This is a genomic window from Planktotalea sp. (genome assembly GCF_018607965.1).
GTDB lineage: Bacteria > Pseudomonadota > Alphaproteobacteria > Rhodobacterales > Rhodobacteraceae > Planktotalea.
In genome coordinates, this window is sequence record NZ_JABBAM010000065.1 from 1 (window position 1) to 19,480 (window position 19,480).

Sequence of the window (19,480 nt, forward strand, 5' to 3'; positions counted from 1 at the left end):
TCTGCCATCGCTCTCGATGCAACCGTCATCTTTTGGTTATGAGGCCTGACCCTAATTGAGCTTTTAGCTTAATTGGACCAAAGCTCCATTGGAAAAATCGACATTTCGCATCACGTAACGTTACATAAACCTGGCAAATAAGGCAGGAAATCTCCCAAAACGGGCCAACTCTGATGCCATGTCCACGCGATTGGTCGCTAATTGCTTGAAACACGGAAACTATTTCGCCTTGGGAAACAGTTAACCTTTCCTACTTTTCCGAAACATTTAAGCAGGAAAGCGCCCTAAAATATGGTAGTCATGTTTCCAGATCGGCGCTAAAAGACCTAATATCCTGATGATTGTTTTCGATCACCAAATGAGACCTCGATAAGCTTCATAGAATCACATCACCTCGGCGAAGATGCAAGCCGATCAAAAGATAGTCGTGTAGCTCTTTTGATTCTTAACCCCTAGTCAGGGTTCTTTTCGCGGAAACTTGCAAAAGCAAGTGGTACCCAAGGCCGGACTCGAACCGGCACGCCCGTTAAGGCGGGGGATTTTGAATCCCCTGCGTCTACCATTCCGCCACTTGGGCGCTGAGAACTCTTTAGCCAAGCTTTTCAGCAGCGTCCATACCTCAAAATGCTGTTCTTTAAAGAAAACGGACTTAACCCGCTCTTGACCCCTTAGCCTGTGCGTGATCAGTGCGAAAATAACCTATGAGGCAAGCAAATGCTAAGAAAACTATACGACATGACTCTGGCATGGGCCGAACATCGCCATGCGCTTTGGATTTTGGCGATCGTCTCCTTTGTAGAAAGTTCGTTTTTTCCCATCCCACCAGACATTATTATGATCCCAATGATTCTTGCGCGTCCGTCGCGGGCTTGGCTAATCGCGGGCATCGCACTGACGGCATCTGTTCTGGGGGGGCTTCTAGGATACGCAATAGGTGCTTTGGCGTTTGAACAAATCGGGCAGCCCATTTTGCAAAGCCTTGGCAAGGCAGACTCAATGGCAGATTTCAGCGCACGCTTTAATGATCTTGGTTTCTGGGCCGTGTTAACCGCTGGTCTAACCCCCTTCCCGTTCAAAGTGATCACGATCATGTCGGGCTGGACTGGGATGCCGTTGGCAACGTTCATTATTACGTCGATCATCGCGCGGGGTTTGCGGTTCTACATCGTCGCGCTTTTGCTTTGGAAATTCGGAGCGCCGATCAAGGACTTCATCGAAAAGCGCCTTCCTTTGATGTTCGTTCTCTTTATAGCCCTGCTCGTTGCGGGCTTTGCGGCGGTAAAATTCTTATGACCCGTAAAATGCTCATACTATTCTCCGCTGGCGGGTCCGCGGCTTTGATGCTTGGTGCCCTTGGGTTTCAATACATCGGCGAGATGCCACCTTGTAAATTGTGCTACTGGCAGCGCTATCCACATATCGCAGCCATTGTGATTGGTGTATTGGCTCTCGCCTTTTCGGGCCGTGTCTTTCCAGCCTTTGGTGCTTTAGCGGCCCTCAGCACGGCACTTGTCGGCGGATATCATAGTGGCGTTGAACGCATGTGGTGGGAAGGCCCGACGTCTTGCACTTCAGGATCCGTGGGCGGTTTAAGCGCGGATGACTTGATGGCGCAAATAATGTCTGCGCCTCTTGTGCGCTGTGATGACATTGCATGGGAAATGCTAGGCCTGTCGATGGCAAGCTGGAACATGCTCGCCTCGCTTGGCCTATGCGTGGTTTGGGTGATGGCGATGAAGCGCAGCTAAGACTGCGCGCCATTTCCAAATGGCGCGCGTCTAAAACACGAAGGCTTACAAGTAGTCTGAACGCTGCAATCCGTACTTTGCCATTTTCTCGTTCAAGGTCCTGCGCGGCAAGCACAATTCGTCCATGACAGCCGCGATAGACCCTTTATGGCGCCGCATCGTATTGTCGATCAGCATCCGTTCGAACGCTTCCACATATTCTTTCAGTGGCTTGCCCTCTGTCGTCATGACAGGTGCCATTTCATCGTGGTCATTCATCAAAAGCGAAGCAATCGTCCCTGCCCCGCGCCGTGTTTGCAATACAGCGCGCTCAGCGATGTTGATCAACTGACGCACGTTCCCCGGCCAAGGCGCTTGCAAAAGCTGTGCAGCCTCTTGGGCAGAGACTTGGGGCGCATCACACCCATATTCTTCTGCGAATTGTTCCGACAGACGCGTAAACAATGAAAGTATATCTTCACCGCGTGACCGCAGCGGTGGAATTGTAATGCGCAATGCAGCAAGGCGGTAAAACAGATCAGAGCGCAACGCATCTTCGCAGGTACGGTCCTGTTCTTGCAAATTAGAGATCGCGATGATGCGCGTTTCAGCGGGTGTGCCCTGTTCATTGATCACGCTCATCAAACGCGCTTGCAATGCATCGCTTAACGCCTCGATGTCTTCCAACACCAACGTTCCACCGCGCGCTTCTTCTATTGCGGGTAGATAGGGATCCTCTGGCGCGACAGGCCCGAACAGGCGTTGCCCGAGCGCGTCCTCATCCATTGCCGCACAAGAGACAAGAACAAACCGTTTGCCCGCACGGCTCCCGACAGCGTGCAAGGCGTGGGCCACAAGCGTTTTGCCCGTTCCCGTTTCTCCGTCGATCAAGACATGTCCATCGGCTTGACCAAGATCAAGAATGTCTTCCTTTAGACGCTCCATCACTGGTGATGCACCGATAAGCTTCTTCATCAATTGTCCACCATCTGACAACTCTCGACGCAAAGCGCGATTGTCTAATGTAAGTCGGCGCGCATTCGCTGCTTTCTTTGCGAGTTCGGACATCCGATCCGGATTGAACGGCTTTTCCAGAAAATCAAAGGCACCGATCCGCATGGCATTCACAGCCATCGGAACATCACCGTGGCCCGTAATCATAATCACGGGAAGCGCGCTGTCCGTGCCCATCAGTTTCTTAAGGAACTGCATGCCATCCATGCCCGGCATCTTGATATCTGATATGACGATCCCCGGGTAATCGGACCCGATGCCCGCAAGCGCATCTTCGGCAGATCCAAACGTTTCCGTGTCATAGCCCGATAAGGCCAACCACTGGGAAATGGATTGCCGCATGTCTTTCTCATCATCGACGATGGCGATTTTCATAGCATTGGCCATTTGACTTACTCCGCTGCGGGTTGGACGCGTGATGCGACTTCTTCATTTAGGATCGGCAGACGGATTTCAAAGACCGCCCCACCATGAACAGCGTTGCGCGCCGTCATTCGTCCCCCAAGGTCGTTTACGATCCCGGATGAAATGGCAAGACCGAGCCCCACACCGTCCCCCGGTTGCTTGGTCGTGTAGAACGGTTCAAACAGTGCATCGAGGTCTTCAATCCCCTGTCCGTTGTCGCGCACGGTTAACATTGCTGTTTCACCCGCAGCCAGCAGAACATCCACTTGCGGATCCTCGACGGATTTAGTCGCGTCAAGCGCGTTGCGAAGAAGGTTGATCATCACCTGTTCCACGCGCACACGATCCGCCATCACCATCACTGGCTCTGGGGGTAGTGTTTTATTGATCTGAACTAGGCGCTGGCGCAGCTGGGGTTCCATCATCGACAGGCTAGAGGCCAGCGCATCGCCAAGATTTACGGGGGCAAGTTCGTCCCCGCCTTTGCGCGCATAGCTTTTCAATTGGCGCGTAATAGATCCCATACGACCAATCAAATCATCAATGCGTTGGAAGCTGGCAAGCGCTTCTTCTGGGCGACCACGACCCACCAAAAGCTTCGCACCCGCGAGGTAGGTGCGCATCGCAGCGAGGGGTTGATTTAGTTCATGGCTTACCGCCGCGGACATCTCGCCTAAGGCGGCCAATTTTGAGCTTTGCGCAAGGGTCTGTTCTGCGAATGCAAGGTTCTCTTGGACCTTCTCACGCTCGGCGACTTCTCGCTGCAAGCGAATGTTAAGTTGGCGAAGTTCAGCCGATTCGCGTTGAAAAAGCGCCATGCGCACAGCGGTTTTACGGTTCAAAAAGTAAAATGCGAGCGCCAGAAGAATGGCGAATCCCATGATTTCGAGTGCCAGCACACCGTTCACACGTTCGCGCACAGATGCATAAGACGTGAAGCTTGCCATCTGCCAGCCACGAAACGTAATGCGGGCTTGGGTGCGCATTACGGCTTCACCGCGCAAGAACACGTCACCAGGCACCGTGCTCCAGTCTACAGTCGCTTGAATTGCACGGCTTATCGCCCCCGAGGGAGGTTGGCGTTGCAGAGCTTCTTGTTCCTGCAAACCACGCCATCTGGGCTCGGTCGAGAGAATAATAATACCCTCGCTGTTGGTGATCAAAACTGCATCCGAAATCCCCGCCCACGCGCGCTCGAACTTTTGCAGGTCCACTTCGACCACGACAACACCCAAGAATTCAGAGTTGCTTTCGACTCGGCGTGAATACGTAAAAGAATACCCACCTGATTCACGTGCGATGAGTGAAAAAACCGTTCCATTAGAACGGATTGCATCCACAAAATAAGGTTCTGCGCGATGCAAGGATTGCAATTTATTTCGGTCTGTTGCCGCGACCGAACGACCGTCACGGTCCAGCAACATCAAAGACGCGGCACCTATCTCTTCGACAAAGCTGATCAATCGCTGGGTTGAGCTAGTATAGTCGCTGGAATTCAGCGCCCCGATCAACGCAGGGTCGCGCGCCAAAAGCTGAGGGACGATGGCGTTACGACGCAGTTCAGATAGAATGTTGCCGCTGTAAAGTGCAAGGCGCAGTTCCGCACGATTGCGCGTACTTTCTGTGAAACGATCCGTCAAAAACGAGTTGGTCATTGTAACCGTCACGCCCGCAAGTACGATCAAACCAATCAAAAAGAAGCGCACGCGCCAAGTGCTTAAGCGCTTGCGACTGTGTCGATTGTCGGCGGTCCCCGCGCGCAATGTCTTGGTTTCAGGGTTTTCAGACGCCTCGCTCATAGGAGCAATGCTAGTGCGCTGTTCGCGTTCGCTCAAGATGTTGTGCTCACGCAGTCGCCATTGCGCCGATCAAACCAGCAAAAAGCCGCGCGCCGTCGCTAGACCCATGCGCATCTTCCATCGCACGTTCAGGATGGGGCATCATGCCAAGAACACGGCCATTCGCAGATGTTATCCCTGCGATGTTGCGATCTGAACCGTTCGGATTGTCACTATAACGGAACGCAACGCGGCCCTCGACTTCAAGACGATCCAGTTCTTCTGTCGTCGCAGTATAGTTGCCATCGTGATGCGCGATCGGAACTTGGATCACTTGACCCGCAGAATATCCGTTCATAAAATCGCTGCTATTTTCACCAACCTCAAGACCGACAGTCCGACAAATGTATTTTAACCCTGCATTTCGCATGAGTGCACCGGGCAACAAACGCGTCTCGGTCAAAACCTGAAAGCCATTGCACACTCCAAAGACGTAGCCACCCTTTTCAGCGTGCGCCTTAACTGCTTTGCAAATGGGCGAATTGGCAGCAATCGCGCCACAGCGCAGATAATCGCCATAAGAAAACCCACCGGGGATGCCAACAAGATCAATGCCGTCTGGCAATGTGCTGTCTTTGTGCCAAACGCGCTTGACCTCTGCGCCAGCCATCGCAAGACCGACAGCAAGATCGCGATCGCAATTAGAACCGGGGAACGTGATTACCGCAGCGCGCATTAGCCCAGCCCCACCGTGTAGGATTCGATAACTGTGTTCGCGAGTAGCTTTTCGCACATCTCGTTAACCTGCGCTTCAGTTGTGCCGTCAGCCAAATCAAGCTCGATCACTTTTCCCTGGCGGACGCCGTTCACACCATCAAACCCAAGCGCGCCAAGCGCATGACGCACGGCCTCACCCTGTGGGTCCAGAACACCGTTCTTCAACATCACATGTACACGAGCTTTCATGGATAAGTCCTTCTTGGTGCTTAATTAATCAGAGTAGGTTTTGTAACGGGTTGCTGGTTCTTTGGCATAACTCCAAGACGGCGCGCGACCTCAGTGTATGCGTCCGTTAACGACCCTAGATCGCGACGGAATACGTCTTTGTCCAGTTTGCGGCCCGTTTCGATATCCCAAAGGCGGCAGCTGTCTGGGCTGATCTCGTCGGCAATAATCAACCGCTGAAAATCACCGTCATAAACGCGGCCGACTTCGATTTTGAAATCTACCAGCTTAATGCCAGCCCCGAACATAACCCCTGCCATGAAATCATTGACCCGCAGCGCAAGGCTCAGGATGTCTTCCATGTCTTGATGGGACGCCCAACCAAAGGCTGCGATGTGCTCTTCGGACACCAAAGGATCACCAAGCTTGTCGTCCTTTAGGCAGTATTCCACGACGGGGCGCGGCAATTGCGTGCCCTCTTCAATGCCCAAGCGCTTGGACATTGTGCCAGCCGCATAGTTGCGCACGATGATTTCAAGCGGAACAATCTCGCACGAGCGGATCAATTGTTCGCGCATGTTCAGACGCTTGATGAAATGCGTGGGCACCCCGATGCTGGCAAGACCAGTCATGAAATACTCTGACAGCATGTTGTTCAACACACCTTTGCCATCGATCACATCTTTCTTTTCCGCATTAAAGGCTGTGGCATCATCCTTGAAATACTGGATCAATGTGCCCGGCTCCGTGCCCTCATACAGGGTCTTAGCCTTACCTTCGTAAATTTTTTTTCCGCGCGCCATGGCAGTGACTTTCTATGCAGCGTGACACACAAAAGCGACTCTGCCCGTGTGCATTCTGCCGCTTCTTTAGGGCATGGCGCACGTCGGGGCAAGCACGCGCAATGACTGTTTGATGTGGCTCAATGACGCTTGACACTTGCAGCCCATCCCATGGCAACGCATATTCTAAATAAAGACGTAGCCAAATAGGAATGTGAGCCAGAATAAGTACTTTTGACGATCGCGAGAACGCTTTTGAATCCAAGTTTGCCCATGATGCAGAAATGCAGTTCAAAGCAGATGCACGCCGCAACAAATTATTAGGCCTTTGGGCTGCTGATTTGATGGGTAAATCAGGTGACGAAGCCGTAGCCTATGCCAAGGAAGTCATCAAAGCTGACTTCGAAGGATCTGGCCATGAGGACGTTGTGCGCAAGGTTGCTGCAGATCTTGGTGTCAAATCAAATCCAAACGAAATTTGCGCTAAAATGGGTGAGTTTCTGGCAACCGCCAAAGCCCAGTTGATGTTTGATACTTAAAGACCTTCAAAACTGCATTTGAAACCTCCAGCAATTGAATTTGGCGGAGGTTTTTTGTGCAAATTTTATTTGTTAAGCCGCTGATAAGGGATAAGGCTTTAATCAGAGGGCATGTTTGCACCTCTCACTGCTCTTCCGTTTCGCCGCAAAGCAATTGCACAAATTATGGCACTTTGCCTTGTGATTCTCCTGTGTGCTTTTGCTGCACGCCCCTTTCTTGAGACGCTTGATTGGGGACAAGTCCGATTTGCGTGGCATGATATTTCTGCGTTGCAATGGATCACGGCTGTTATAGCGACAATTTGCAGTTTCGCAGCACTAGGTAAATATGACGTCACAATCCATCGCGTGCTTAACACTGGTGTCGACAGACGCGCAGCCCAAGCAAGCGGCGCAGCCTCGGTCGCGCTATCACAAACTTTGGGATTGGGATTGGTTACAGGCACTTTGGCCCGTTGGCGTGATTTGGACGGAATCGGAATTGTGACGGCTGGATCCGTAACAACCCTTGTTTCGCTCAGCTTTTTAGGGGCGTGGTTGATTTTATTTGCACTCGCTGGCCTGATGTCACCAAATGCACTACCGCTACCGCCCTTGGTTTAATTGGCCAGCCTTTTTTCTGCCCTCTGTCTTATCCTCTATACAGCTCTCAAGCGCTACATCGCACTCGCGGGCTATCGCGTACGCCTTCCAAGTCTGCGCGCCATTGCGATGTTGATATTTTTGCCGCCGTCGACACCGGTTTTGCAACGCTCGCCTTTTGGATTTTATTGCCCGGTAGTGTCGACATCGAGTTTTCGACACTTTTCCCGATTTACCTTGCTTGTTTGGGCATTTCCTTGATTGGCAATACTCTGAGGGGTGTTGGTCCTTTTGAAATTACGTTGCTTTGGGCCCTTCAATTCTTCGATGTGAACGAGGTTTTGGCAAGTTTGATTGCGTTTCGCATTGTGTACTTCGTCCTTCCCGCATGCGTTGCGATGGCGTATTTAGTCAAATTCATTCGTTCGCACCCCCTAAGGCAAGCAAACATATTGCTAGCAAAGGCGATGCATCCTGAAACGGCGTCTGGTCTTCAAACTGGACGGGTTCTTGTTGCATCTTCGGGCCATGTGATCGGTGCCGTTGCGCACAACACAATCAACCGTGATGATGTTTGATCCAGCCCTCAGCCCCAGCACCAGTTTGGCAGCGCTCAAAAATGCTGCACAAAAGAATGCCACAAGTCCTTTGTTTTACAAATGTAGCGCCCGACCCGCGGCACAGCTTCGCAGGCAAGGACTTAAGGTCGCTCGCATTGCACAAGATGCACTTATTGATTTAAGCTCTGCACAGATTTCCAGTCCCAAACGTAGAATTCTCAGGCGCAAAATTCGTGCTGCACAAAAAGCTGCCATTGTAATCTAGCCCCTTAATTTGCTCTCATGTTCCATAGTGGAAATCGAAGATGTCGATTTAGAGTGGCAAAAAGATAACGGCACGCCGCGCGGCTTTTCGATGGGCCGCGTCTGCCCTAATTATCTGGCTACGCAAGTCATGTTTGGTGCCTGCTCGACGATAAGCTGGTCGCATTTATAAGTTGCCACCAAAGCCCGGATGTTTGGACCTTGGATATCATGCGAAACTGTTCCAATTTACCCGCTGGCACCATGCATGCCCTCGTTTGGTTCGCGATAGAGCGTGCCAAAGACAAAGGGCTCAGCACTTTTTCGTTGGCGTCCACCATTTTTGGCGAATCTCCAGCTCTGAAAGCTATCGATCGCTTCAGTTTGCGTTCCAGCGTAAACACAGACGGTTTGGAGCAATTCAAACGCGCGTTCGCACCGCGGTGGCACCCATTATATGCGGCCGCTCCCAATAAGGCAGAACGCTACTTAGGGCTTTGGGATGTCTGGCAAGAGGTTCGAGATCCGCCCCCCATTCAACACCAAAACGAAAACGCCTAGAAACGTTCGAACATACATTCATCATCATTATTACTATTATGAGTTTGTCTCATGATAAACTGCGTGCGAAGGACGTCAAAAATCGGGATTCCAAAATGACAAATGCACTTTCAAGAATGTTAGTCGACCGCGAATGGATTTTGGCGGATGGTGCGACGGGCACCAACCTCTTTAACATGGGCTTGATGTCCGGCGATGCGCCTGAACTTTGGAATGAACAGCATCCAGAAAAGATCAAAGCCCTTTATAAATCTGCTGTCGACGCCGGCAGTGATCTATTTTTGACCAATTCTTTCGGCGGCAATGCGTCCCGTCTAAAACTCCACGATGCTCAAGATCGTGCACACCAATTATCTCGCATCGCGGCCGAAATAGGTCGTGAGGTGGCCGATGCCGCTGGACGACCCATCATTGTTGCTGGCTCAGTTGGCCCAACGGGTGACATCATGGAGCCTGTTGGCACGCTTTCGCATCGTGATGCGGTTGAAATTTTCCACGAACAAGCCGAAGGTTTGAAGGCCGGTGGCGCAGATGTTCTTTGGCTTGAAACCATTTCCGCAGAAGAAGAATATCGCGCGGCGGCAGAAGCTTTCGCCCTCGCGGACATGCCATGGGTCGGCACCATGAGTTTTGATACGGCTGGCCGCACGATGATGGGCCTAACAAGTGCAGCTATGGCCGAAATGGTCGACAGCCTTGATCATGCGCCTTTGGGGTTTGGTGCAAACTGCGGTACGGGTGCCTCTGATCTCTTGCGCACCGTTCTTGGATTTGGCGCGCAAGGCACAACCAAACCAATCGTTGCCAAAGGCAATGCAGGCATTCCCAAATATGTAGACGGGCACATCCATTATGATGGCACGCCAGAATTGATGGGCCACTACGCATGTTTGGCACGCGATTGCGGCGCGACGATCATTGGGGGATGCTGCGGAACAATGCCCGAGCACCTGAGCGCCATGCGCCGCGCTTTGGAAGAGACTCCAAAATCAACAGTACCTTCTCTTGATGTGATTGTCGCTGCAATGGGCCAGTTTTCATCAGCTGGCGACGGCACAGAAGAAAATGCCCCAAAGGCGCGTCAAACACGCCGCAGCAAACGCGCTTCAGCAACTTAGTCTGAACCAAGGACCTGTGTCTAAATCACAGGTCTTTTCATACTCTTATTGCCTAAAAAGTGGATCTGGGTCGGTTGTGTACGCACCAATGTCGTAATTGATGAAGTGTATCTGCGACAACTTGACCAAATATTGACGAAACAACAGGCAAACACGCCTCAAAAAAGGAACGGCTCATGTCCGACGAAGAAGAAGACATCATCCTGTCTGAACTGGACGACGAAGAATTAGTTCAACAGATGTTCGATGACCTCTACGACGGCCTGAAAGAGGAAATTGAAGAAGGTGTTAATATCCTTCTTAGCCGCGACTGGACGCCATATGACGTGCTCACCAAAGCGCTTGTTGGTGGCATGACGATCGTTGGCGCAGATTTCCGCGATGGTATTCTGTTCGTTCCCGAGGTTCTTTTGGCTGCAAATGCGATGAAGGGTGGCATGTTCATCCTAAAACCGCTTTTGGCTGAAACTGGTGCGCCACGCGTTGGCAAGATGGTCATCGGTACTGTTAAGGGCGATATCCACGACATTGGTAAAAACCTCGTCTCAATGATGATGGAGGGGGCTGGGTTTGAAGTTGTCGATCTTGGCATCAATAATTCCGTAGATTCTTACTTAGAAGCGCTCGAGGCTGAAGGCCCCGACATTCTTGGCATGTCCGCCCTGCTGACGACCACAATGCCCTATATGAAAGTCGTGATTGATACGCTTATAGAACAAGGCAAGCGCGATGACTATATCGTTCTCGTTGGCGGTGCTCCCTTGAACGAAGAATTCGGTAAGGCCATTGGCGCGGATGCATATTGCCGCGACGCCGCTGTTGCGGTTGAAACTGCGAAAGACTGGGTTGGACGTAAGCACAATCAAATGGCAAGCTAGTCGCTGATTTAGAGAAAAATATTGGCTCCAGCGCGCAAGCGTTCGGAGCCTTTTTCGTTTGAGGACAACAAGATGCACATCGAAGACAATGTATTGGCACAAGATGGGTTAACGCTGCAAAACGGTGGGAAGTCCTTGATCATTGCCTGCGGTGCCCTTGCGCGCGAAATTCTTGCGTTGAAAGACATCAACGGTTGGGACCACATAGATCTGACCTGCCTGCCAGCAATCTATCACGTATACCCCGAAAAAATCACAGGTGCCGTCGAAGACGCCGTTTTGAAACATCGTTCCGATTACGCGCGCATCTTCATCGCCTACGCAGATTGCGGAACGGGCGGTCTTCTACAGGCCAAATGCGCAGAACTGGGCGTCGAGATGATCGAAGGCCCACATTGTTATTCGTTCTTTGAGGGCAATGAAACTTTTGCGGAAATTTCAGAGACCGAGTTCACCGCCTTCTACTTAACAGATTTCCTTGTGCGTCAATTCGATGCGTTCGTGATCAAACCCATGGGCCTAGATCGCCACCCAGAGCTGCGCGACATGTATTTCGGCAACTATGAAAAGCTGGTCTATCAGGCCCAAACCGATGACCCAGACCTTACAGAAAAGGCCAAGGTCTGTGCTGATCGCCTAGGTCTTGCGTTTGAGCGACGCTTTACAGGCTACAGTGACCTGCAAACATCGCTTGCGGATGTTTAGAAAAACACCCGTTCCACGAACCAATATGCACCCACAACCGCGATGATGATCGATGCAGGGATTGCGATACGTGCGCGGTACCAATCCTTGCTACCAAACCAATATCCAACGACAAGGAACGCGACTGCAATGACAGTCAGTTGGCCTACCTCAACACCGACATTGAAACCAATCAACGCCGCCACGAACTGCCCTGCTGGCAAGCCAAATTCGCCCAGCACTGACGCAAATCCAAGGCCATGCAACAGGCCAAAGATAAAGATGATCACAGGTCGCCACGGGTTTAACTTGCGCGCGAACACATTTTCAACGGCCACATAGACGATAGAGGCTGCGATGATCGGTTCAACAATGCTGCCGGGGATTGTCACAATGCCAAGCGCGCCGAGCGCAAGCGTCACCGTGTGCGCCAAAGTGAAGGCCGTGACCTGCAACAACAAAGGACGCAGTGCCGTTGAGAAAAAGAAGAGGCCCAAGACGAAAAGGATGTGATCGAGGCCTTTGGGGACAATATGATCAAAACCGACGGGTATATATTCGACCAACACCGACATAAATCCACGCGCTTCGCCGCCAGCGACCGCAATTTCAGGTGTCGATTGCCCACCGCTGATATACCCTGTGTAGGCGTTTTCAGGTCCCATCTGGCGTAGGATCAACGTGCCATAACCCTTTGGCCAATCCAGCTGCAGCGCCGCAGCATTGGCCGGAACAGGGCCTGTTAGCATCATTTGGGACACGCGCGGCAGTTCGATATCGCCCATTTCGGGAATATTTACCGCACTGATAGCCAAGGGGACAACCACCCCATCAACATTGAAAACAACATCGCGCAGCAATTGGGGCGCAAAATCGCGCAGGCGGGCTTCTAAGGCTGCGGCGTCCAGTGCGCGCAGAACGTCGTAATCTGCGGCCGCGGGCACTTCATCGGTGTCCTCGGCTGCATCCAGATCAATGCCTGCCAGAAAGCTCTCTAATGTGATGCGCAGATCAAGTGTCACAGTGCCTTGTGCGACCGTCAAATCAGCCACTGTCGGGCTGACTTCATGGGCCTGCACTGGCGCAAGCGTGATCGCCAAAAGGGTTGACACTGCCAGCAACTGTACCAACATTGACCGAACTTTAAAGAAAGCAAACATCATGAAGCTCAAGACCTCCGTGGCCGCTATGATTTTGAGCATCGCAACAACGCCGCTCCTTGCCCATGAGTTTTGGATCGATAGCAAAAAGTTTCAAGTCGAAACTGGCGAAAACATCGCCGCGTACACAAAAAACGGACAAAACTTCAAAGGCATAGACCTTGCGTACTTCACCAAACGCGCGGCGCGCTTTGATCGGATTGATGCGGGCGTGGCGAAACCCGTAGAGGCGCGCCTTGGCGACTCGCCCGTGTTTGACAAACCCATTGAACAAGATGGCCTTTTCACGCTGGTTTATCAGACCAATCCAGACCGCATAACGTACAAAGAATGGGAAAAATTTAATAATTTTATTGAACATAAAGCCTTTGGCGATGTTCTTAGCAAGCACCAGAAACGCGGTCTGAGCGAAGAACAATTCACAGAAACCTACACGCGCTTTGCCAAGGGACTGTTTGCCGTCGGTGACGGCGCGGGCCGTGACACGCAGCAAGGGTTAGAGGTCGAAATCGTCGCGTTAAAAAACCCCTACACGGATGACCTGAACAGCGTTCTGCCCGTTCAGGTCTTTTACCGTGAAATGCCACGCATCAACGCGCAGGTTGAAATCTTTGAACGTGACGCAAACGGTGAAACGGCTGTAACAACGCTGCAAACCGATGAAGATGGCATTGCTAACATCCCCGTAAAATCTGGCTACACCTACCTGCTCGATCATGTGGTTCTGCGCGAACCCTCGCCCGAATTGGCCGAAAAGACGGGTGCTGTCTGGGAAACCCTTTGGGCCGCTTTAACATTTGAAGTCAGGTAACCCCTTGCGAGTGCGCACGCAGCGCGCCACATAGGCGGTATGAGTAAAACGCCAGATATTCTTTGCATCGGCTCCGTCCTTTGGGACGTGATTGGCCGCTCCAAAAGTTCAATGCACCAAGGCAGTGATGTGCCTGGGCGCATTACGCAATTGCCCGGCGGCGTTGCCATGAACATCGCAATGACCCTGCGCCGATACGATCTGCACCCTGCCCTGTTGAGCGCGGTTGGCCGTGACGCAGATGGGGATCAGCTGATCCTTGAGGCAGGCGAATTGGGTTTGATCTGCGACTACCTCTATCGCTCTGCAGATCTGCCGACGGATCGCTACATGGCTGTTGAGGGGACAAATGGGTTGATCGCCGCCATCGCAGACGCACATTCATTAGAAGCCGCTGGCGCAAAGATTTTGACGCCATTGCAAGATGGAACGCTCGGCAGCATTGAGGCCCCCTACCAAGGGATGATCGCGCTTGATGGGAATCTTACACTGTCATTGCTGAGCAAAATCGCTAGCGATCCCTTGTTTGCCAGAGCAGACTTGCGCGTGGCACCTGCTTCGCCTGGCAAAGCCGAGCGCTTGCGCCCCTTTCTCGATCAAAGCCGTGCAACGCTTTATGTGAACATTGAGGAAGCCCAAACGCTGTGTCACCAAACTTTTGAAACCGCGAATGACGCAGCGAACGCCCTTATCCAACGCGGTGCTGCGCGCGCACTCGTCACCGATGGCGGCAAATGTGCCGCCGAAGCCGATGCAACAGGCCTGCGCCAAGCTAAGCCGCCCCAAGTCCTCGTCGCCCGCGTCACTGGCGCAGGCGACACATTCATGGCCGCCCACATGAGCGCGGAATTGCGCGGCGACGCGCCCCAATTCGCATTAGAACAAGCCCTGCAAGCCGCAGCACGATATGTTTCAGGAGAGACAGCACATTGACCCACGCTCTTTTCACCCGCTCCGCAGCCGTTCAGGCAGCCTTTGATAACGGCACACCTATTATTGCGCTGGAATCAACGATTATCACCCATGGCATGCCCTATCCACAAAACTTGGAAATGGCGCGTAAGGTCGAAGCAATCGTGCGCGAAAATGGTGCGACGCCTGCCACTATTGTCGTCTTGGACGGTGTTCTGTGGGTCGGTCTGGAAGATCCGCAACTTGAAAAATTGGCACAAACCAAGGGTGCTGCGAAACTCAGCCGCGCAGATATGGCCGTTTGCATGGCTAGCGGCAAAACGGGTGCAACGACGGTTGCGGCAACCATGATCGCAGCCAACCTTGCAGGAATTTCTGTATTCGCAACGGGTGGCATTGGCGGTGTGCATCGCGGGGCCGAAGACAGCTTTGACATTTCTGCAGACCTGCAAGAACTCGCCCAGACTGCTGTTACAGTAGTTGCCGCCGGACCAAAGGCGATCTTGGACGTGCCAAAGACCTTGGAAGTTCTAGAAACGCTCGGCGTGCCTGTGATCGCATATGGTCAAGACGTCGTTCCCGCGTTCTGGTCTGCCCAGAGCAAACATAAAGCCCCTTTGCGCCTTGATAGCGCAACCGAAATTGCGCGCGCGCACCAAATGCGCGGCGCGCTTGGGTTGCTCGGCGGCCAGTTGATCGCGAACCCGATCCCAAAGGACGCTGAAATCCCAAATGCAGACATGATGCCGGTGATCGAACGCGCGCTCCAGGATGCTATCACCCATGGAATCACGGCTAAATCTGTGACGCCTTACTTATTGCAACGCGTGTACGAGCTGACTGAGGGGCGTTCGTTGAGCGCAAATATCGCGCTGGTGCTGAACAATGCAGCACTCGCCGCCAAGATTGCTTGTGAATTAACCAAAAATCCTGCGTGAAACACGCTCTGCCATTGCCCATAGGCAGCGCAGTGCTTAACTAAGCGTCAACCTGTACGGAATATCAAATGAACACGCCCTTTGACGATCAACCCCGCCGCCCTGGTCTATTCGCTTCGCTGCGCGCAAGCTTTCTGACAGGATTGGTCGTTATTGCCCCCGTGGGTCTGACTATTTGGCTGATCTGGTCCGTCATTGGATGGATTGACGGCGTGGTTCTGCCCTTGGTGCCCTATACGTTCCAGCCAGAGCAATATATTGGCATAAACTTGCGCGGTGTCGGCGTTATCATCTTCCTCTTGTTCACCATTCTTGTGGGTTGGGTTGCAAAAGGATTGCTGGGTCGCACGTTCATTCGCTTTGGCGAAAGTCTTTTGCAAAACGTCCCCGTCGTGCGGTCAATCTATTCTGGTGTAAAACAAATTGCAGAGACCGTGTTTGCCCAATCAGAGCGCTCGTTCGAGAAAGCCTGCCTGTTTGAATATCCACGCAAAGGCATCTGGGCGATTGGGTTTATCTCTACCACTGCTAAGGGCGAAGTTGCTGAACGCGCGACAACCAGTGGCGATTTGGTCAGCGTATTTGTACCAACCACGCCAAACCCAACCTCTGGATTTTTGCTATTCTTCCCGCGCGAAGACATCATGGAACTAGAAATGACTGTCGAAGATGCCGCTAAATTGGTGATCTCCGCTGGCTTGGTTTACCCGAATACGAAAGATCCGGGTAAACCTGCCGAGGACTAAATTTAGTTAAACATCGCCTGCAGATCGACGCTGCTGCGTTTACCGATATCGCTGCGGTGGCTTTCCAAGAACGTTTCCGCCGCTTTTTGACCCGCGCCCTTCAACGCCCCTAAGATGGATGGGATCGCAACGGTTTTTGTGGCAACCGACAGTTCGTTCATCAACTCATCGTCAGCAATCATATGCACATTCACGCGCTTCATTTTGCCCTGCTCGATTGTGCCATCGCCAATCAAACGTTGCACAAACGAGATCGCGCGCAATTCGCGCAAAAGCGATGTGTTAAAGCTGATCTCATTGATACGATTTTGAATTTCCACAGGTGTTTGCGGCACCTTATCACGCTCTAAGGAATTGATGTTGATGACCAATATATCCCCAGGCAAGCCATCGACGAAAAATGGGAACAAGGGCGGATTACCAGTGTAGCCCCCATCCCAATACGCTTCGCCGTCAATTTCTACTGCGCGGAACAACGTCTACAAACAGGCCGAGGCCAGCAATGCTTAAGGCCCGATTTCAGCCCATTGGAAGACCTTTACCTTACCACTGCGCATATTCGTTGCACCGATATAAATCTCAGGCCCTTCGGGTGCACAGACATCACCATAGTCGAAACCATCCATAATTTTTTTTGCAGCGGGTGGTTATAAAACGGCCCCCAGCTATAGGGCGACGTCATACGATTGAACGCGTCCGCCATCATATATTGCGGGGACATTTCCAACATCTGGCTCATAATCGAGGGCGAAAACAGTTCTTGGCCGAACCATTGATCCATACCATTGCCAGAACTACGACCCACCTCTTCCCAAAGCTTCGTCAAGGCTTCGCGCGCGCCCTCGGCTCCGCCTGACAAAAATCCGGACTTCAGAGCAGCCGCATTCAAAGCCCCCGCAGAGGTGCCAGAGATCGCAGCTATCTCGATGTCAGGTTCTTGCAGAATCCGATCCAGCGCGCCCCATGTGAACGCCCCATGCGCCCCGCCACCTTGCAGGGCGAGGTTGATACGCAGCTTTTTCATTACAATTTATCTCGCTTTAAACAGACCACCAAGGATGCCGCGCACAATGCGCCGCCCTGTGGTCCCTTTGAGTTCTTTCAACACAACCTGCGCCATCGCGCTGCCAAAGCTCTCACTTTTGACACGTCCGCGCGAAGTGGAGCGTTTCACACGCGTCCCAGAATAACGGCGCGCGGATTTATGTTCGCGCTCCATCATTTCCATTTCTTCTTCTTTTTCCTCAGCCTCAGCAGCCGCTTTTTCCGCCGTATCAGCACGCCCGCGCAAAATTTCATAGGCAGATTGGCGATCAATCTTGTTTTCGTATTTGCCCGCGATATGCGACCTCGCAATTACCCGCGCACGCTCGGATGGCGTGATCGGCCCCAGTTGCTAACTTGGCGGACGGATCAAAGTCCTCTCAACAATCCCCGGAACGCCCTTCTTTTGCAGCATGGATGTCACCGCTTCGCCCACGCCGACTTCGCGAATGGCATCGCCTGTGTCAAACAAAGGATTGTCGCGGTAGGTTTCTGCGGCCTCCTTTAACTGACGGCGGTCCCGCGCCGTGAACGCGCGCAATGCATGCTGGATACGGTTTCCAAGCTGGCCCAGAATATCCTCTGGAACATCTGACGGGCGCTGCGTTACGAAATAGATGCCCACACCTTTTGAACGGATCAAACGCGCGACTTGCTCGACTTAATCCACAAGGGCTTTGGGGGATCCATCAAATAACAAATGCGCTTCATCAAAGAAGAACACCAACTTGGGTTTATCGGGATCGCCGACCTCTGGCAGTTCTTCAAACAACTCTGAGAGCAACCACAATAAGAACGTCGCATACAAACGCGGGGCGCCCATCAGTTTGTTAGAGGCTAGAATGTTGATGCGTCCACAACCATCCGCAGCGGTACTGATAATATCGCTGAGCGCCAAAGCAGGTTCACCGAACAGCTCTGCACCACCTTGGTTTTCAAGCACAAGCAAGCGACGCTGGATCGCTCCGATGGAGCCAACAGACACATTCCCATAGCGCAACGTTAGTTCGTCTTTATGTTCACCAACTCAGACCAAAAGCGCCTGAAGGTCCTTAAGATCCAGCAACGGCATGCCTTGTTCGTCCGCAATACGGAACGCGATGTTGACGACACCCTCCTGTGGCTCGCTCAACTCAAGCAGGCGCGACACCAAAAGCGGACCCATTTCAGCAACTGTCGTGCGCACAGGATGGCCTTGCTTGCCGAACAAATCCCAGAACGTAACGGGAAAGCTGTTGTAGGCATAATCGTCAAAGCCGATAGTTTTAGCACGTGATGTGAACGCCTCGTGCAATTTAAACGTTTCAGTTCCTGACAGAGCAAGACCAGACAAATCGCCCTTCACGTCCGTCAAAAAGATCGGAACACCTGCGTTCGAAAAGTTCTCAGCCAAAACCTGAAGCGTTACAGTTTTTCCAGTGCCCGTTGCGCCCGCAATCAATCCATGGCGGTTCGCATATTTCAGGCTCATCCACTGCTTTTCGCCATACTCTGGGCCACCGCCGCCGACTAAAATATGATGATCTATTGCCTGCTCCCGGACTTTGATAAAATTCTATGCTTAGCGCGCCACCATAACGCGCCACGCAGAAAGGATAAGTTAACCTATTCATGCCAGAGTACAATCGTTCGCAGCCTACTGTCCTTGTGCTGCGGATTGACTTCCTCCCTGTCAGACTGACCGCGTCCTTGCGACGCGGTCTTTTTTCGACACAGCATTTTTACCATCTCAGATAGCCAAATTTCAAAACCACACCCCTTAAGTTGAGCCACGCGACACTGATTGCGACATTCTGCCTTTTTGGCTGTTGACGCAGAATCAGCACTGTCGTATTTTAATTCTAATAAGTCGGCCGGTCCGACAGGGAAAATACGGAAAAGGAAGGCCCGCAGAGGTCTTCCTTTTTTCGTAATTACCCAGACTTACTTTAAGTTCAAAACGATACCCCTCTTGCCAATCGTTTTTGATTAAGCAAGATAAGCGTAACTTCGCCTGCAAAGGCTGCACGTGCGCCTGACACCTCTTCAAGCACATGGTAAGCACTGGGAAATT

Annotated in this window: 21 protein-coding genes, 1 tRNA gene and 2 pseudogenes; 15 read left to right on the top strand and 9 right to left on the bottom strand. The window is 52.2% G+C overall.

What is annotated here, in order from left to right; translation table 11 throughout:
• Window positions 1-491: 491 nt before the first annotated feature.
• Window positions 492-577, bottom strand: a tRNA-Leu gene (locus tag QZ279_RS06325).
• A 137-nt stretch (window positions 578-714) separates the two neighbouring features.
• Between QZ279_RS06325 and QZ279_RS06330 the strand changes: the two genes are divergently transcribed.
• Both QZ279_RS06330 and QZ279_RS06335 read left to right on the top strand, forming a co-directional pair.
• Complete coding sequence (locus QZ279_RS06330) at window positions 715-1,293, top strand: VTT domain-containing protein (protein WP_293449340.1); 579 nt, start codon at window positions 715-717, stop codon at window positions 1,291-1,293.
• Between the two features lie 8 nt (window positions 1,294-1,301).
• The gene (locus tag QZ279_RS06335; RefSeq protein ID WP_293449342.1) at window positions 1,302-1,748 is read left to right on the top strand and encodes a disulfide bond formation protein B; all 447 of its coding nucleotides are present in this window, start codon (window positions 1,302-1,304) and stop codon (window positions 1,746-1,748) included.
• Between the two features lie 45 nt (window positions 1,749-1,793).
• Here QZ279_RS06335 and QZ279_RS06340 read toward each other — a convergent pair whose 3' ends face one another.
• From QZ279_RS06340 to purC, 5 genes are all read right to left on the bottom strand, one after another.
• Window positions 1,794-3,128, bottom strand: coding sequence for a sigma-54 dependent transcriptional regulator (locus tag QZ279_RS06340; protein ID WP_293449344.1), 1,335 nt, complete (start codon window positions 3,126-3,128; stop codon window positions 1,794-1,796).
• Between the two features lie 5 nt (window positions 3,129-3,133).
• Entirely contained in the window at window positions 3,134-4,801 is a 1,668-nt protein-coding gene (locus QZ279_RS06345) for an ATP-binding protein (RefSeq protein ID WP_293449460.1), read from the bottom strand.
• A gap of 190 nt (window positions 4,802-4,991) precedes the next feature.
• Window positions 4,992-5,660 carry a phosphoribosylformylglycinamidine synthase subunit PurQ gene (purQ, locus tag QZ279_RS06350; protein WP_293449345.1) on the bottom strand — a complete coding sequence of 223 codons (669 nt, stop codon included), beginning with the start codon at window positions 5,658-5,660 and terminating at the stop codon, window positions 4,992-4,994.
• Complete coding sequence (gene purS, locus QZ279_RS06355) at window positions 5,660-5,890, bottom strand: phosphoribosylformylglycinamidine synthase subunit PurS (RefSeq protein ID WP_293449346.1); 231 nt, start codon at window positions 5,888-5,890, stop codon at window positions 5,660-5,662. The genes purQ and purS overlap by 1 nt, the downstream gene beginning before the upstream one ends.
• A gap of 20 nt (window positions 5,891-5,910) precedes the next feature.
• Complete coding sequence (gene purC, locus QZ279_RS06360) at window positions 5,911-6,672, bottom strand: phosphoribosylaminoimidazolesuccinocarboxamide synthase (protein ID WP_293449348.1); 762 nt, start codon at window positions 6,670-6,672, stop codon at window positions 5,911-5,913.
• Window positions 6,673-6,875: 203 nt separating this feature from the next.
• On the opposite strand from purC, the gene QZ279_RS06365 reads away from it, so the two are divergent.
• The 9 genes from QZ279_RS06365 to QZ279_RS06395 all read left to right on the top strand — a co-directional run bounded on the left by QZ279_RS06365 (window position 6,876) and on the right by QZ279_RS06395 (window position 11,837).
• Window positions 6,876-7,190 carry a DUF1476 domain-containing protein gene (locus tag QZ279_RS06365; RefSeq protein ID WP_293449461.1) on the top strand — a complete coding sequence of 105 codons (315 nt, stop codon included), beginning with the start codon at window positions 6,876-6,878 and terminating at the stop codon, window positions 7,188-7,190.
• Between the two features lie 111 nt (window positions 7,191-7,301).
• Entirely contained in the window at window positions 7,302-7,793 is a 492-nt protein-coding gene (locus QZ279_RS06370; RefSeq protein ID WP_293449350.1) for a hypothetical protein, read from the top strand.
• Between the two features lie 167 nt (window positions 7,794-7,960).
• Complete coding sequence (locus QZ279_RS06375) at window positions 7,961-8,350, top strand: hypothetical protein (RefSeq protein ID WP_293449352.1); 390 nt, start codon at window positions 7,961-7,963, stop codon at window positions 8,348-8,350.
• Window positions 8,343-8,597, top strand: coding sequence for a phosphatidylglycerol lysyltransferase domain-containing protein (locus QZ279_RS15695; protein ID WP_366513899.1), 255 nt, complete (start codon window positions 8,343-8,345; stop codon window positions 8,595-8,597). Before QZ279_RS06375 ends, QZ279_RS15695 begins: the two co-directional genes overlap by 8 nt.
• 27 nt (window positions 8,598-8,624) lie before the next feature.
• Window positions 8,625-8,768: a hypothetical protein gene (locus tag QZ279_RS06380; protein ID WP_293449354.1), complete on the top strand. Its 144-nt coding sequence runs from the start codon at window positions 8,625-8,627 to the stop codon at window positions 8,766-8,768.
• A 29-nt stretch (window positions 8,769-8,797) separates the two neighbouring features.
• Window positions 8,798-9,136, top strand: a complete 339-nt coding sequence (locus tag QZ279_RS15700) for a phosphatidylglycerol lysyltransferase domain-containing protein (protein WP_366513893.1) — start codon at window positions 8,798-8,800, stop codon at window positions 9,134-9,136.
• A 95-nt stretch (window positions 9,137-9,231) separates the two neighbouring features.
• Window positions 9,232-10,254 (top strand): betaine--homocysteine S-methyltransferase, encoded by a 1,023-nt coding sequence (gene bmt / locus QZ279_RS06385; RefSeq protein ID WP_293449356.1) that lies wholly within the window; start codon window positions 9,232-9,234, stop codon window positions 10,252-10,254.
• A 176-nt stretch (window positions 10,255-10,430) separates the two neighbouring features.
• Window positions 10,431-11,132, top strand: a complete 702-nt coding sequence (locus tag QZ279_RS06390) for a B12-binding domain-containing protein (RefSeq protein WP_293449358.1) — start codon at window positions 10,431-10,433, stop codon at window positions 11,130-11,132.
• A gap of 72 nt (window positions 11,133-11,204) precedes the next feature.
• Window positions 11,205-11,837 carry a DUF1638 domain-containing protein gene (locus QZ279_RS06395; RefSeq protein ID WP_293449360.1) on the top strand — a complete coding sequence of 211 codons (633 nt, stop codon included), beginning with the start codon at window positions 11,205-11,207 and terminating at the stop codon, window positions 11,835-11,837.
• Here QZ279_RS06395 and QZ279_RS06400 read toward each other — a convergent pair.
• Window positions 11,834-12,949, bottom strand: coding sequence for a HupE/UreJ family protein (locus tag QZ279_RS06400; protein WP_293449462.1), 1,116 nt, complete (start codon window positions 12,947-12,949; stop codon window positions 11,834-11,836). The genes QZ279_RS06395 and QZ279_RS06400 overlap by 4 nt on opposite strands.
• A 28-nt stretch (window positions 12,950-12,977) precedes the next feature.
• Between QZ279_RS06400 and QZ279_RS06405 the strand changes: the two genes are divergently transcribed.
• The 4 genes from QZ279_RS06405 to QZ279_RS06420 all read left to right on the top strand — a co-directional run bounded on the left by QZ279_RS06405 (window position 12,978) and on the right by QZ279_RS06420 (window position 16,383).
• The gene (locus QZ279_RS06405; protein WP_293449362.1) at window positions 12,978-13,787 is read left to right on the top strand and encodes a DUF4198 domain-containing protein; all 810 of its coding nucleotides are present in this window, start codon (window positions 12,978-12,980) and stop codon (window positions 13,785-13,787) included.
• A gap of 39 nt (window positions 13,788-13,826) precedes the next feature.
• Window positions 13,827-14,720 carry a PfkB family carbohydrate kinase gene (locus QZ279_RS06410; RefSeq protein WP_293449364.1) on the top strand — a complete coding sequence of 298 codons (894 nt, stop codon included), beginning with the start codon at window positions 13,827-13,829 and terminating at the stop codon, window positions 14,718-14,720.
• Entirely contained in the window at window positions 14,717-15,637 is a 921-nt protein-coding gene (locus QZ279_RS06415; protein WP_293449366.1) for a pseudouridine-5'-phosphate glycosidase, read from the top strand. The genes QZ279_RS06410 and QZ279_RS06415 overlap by 4 nt, the downstream gene beginning before the upstream one ends.
• 68 nt (window positions 15,638-15,705) lie before the next feature.
• On the top strand, window positions 15,706-16,383 hold the full coding sequence (locus QZ279_RS06420; protein WP_293449367.1) for a DUF502 domain-containing protein: 678 nt from the start codon (window positions 15,706-15,708) through the stop codon (window positions 16,381-16,383).
• 2 nt (window positions 16,384-16,385) lie between these two features.
• Here the strand turns inward: QZ279_RS06420 and QZ279_RS06425 are convergent.
• Window positions 16,386-17,407 (bottom strand): annotated as a pseudogene (locus QZ279_RS06425) (patatin-like phospholipase family protein).
• A 6-nt stretch (window positions 17,408-17,413) separates the two neighbouring features.
• Window positions 17,414-18,955: pseudogene (locus tag QZ279_RS06430) on the bottom strand (helicase HerA-like domain-containing protein).
• Window positions 18,956-19,480 lie beyond the last annotated feature (525 nt).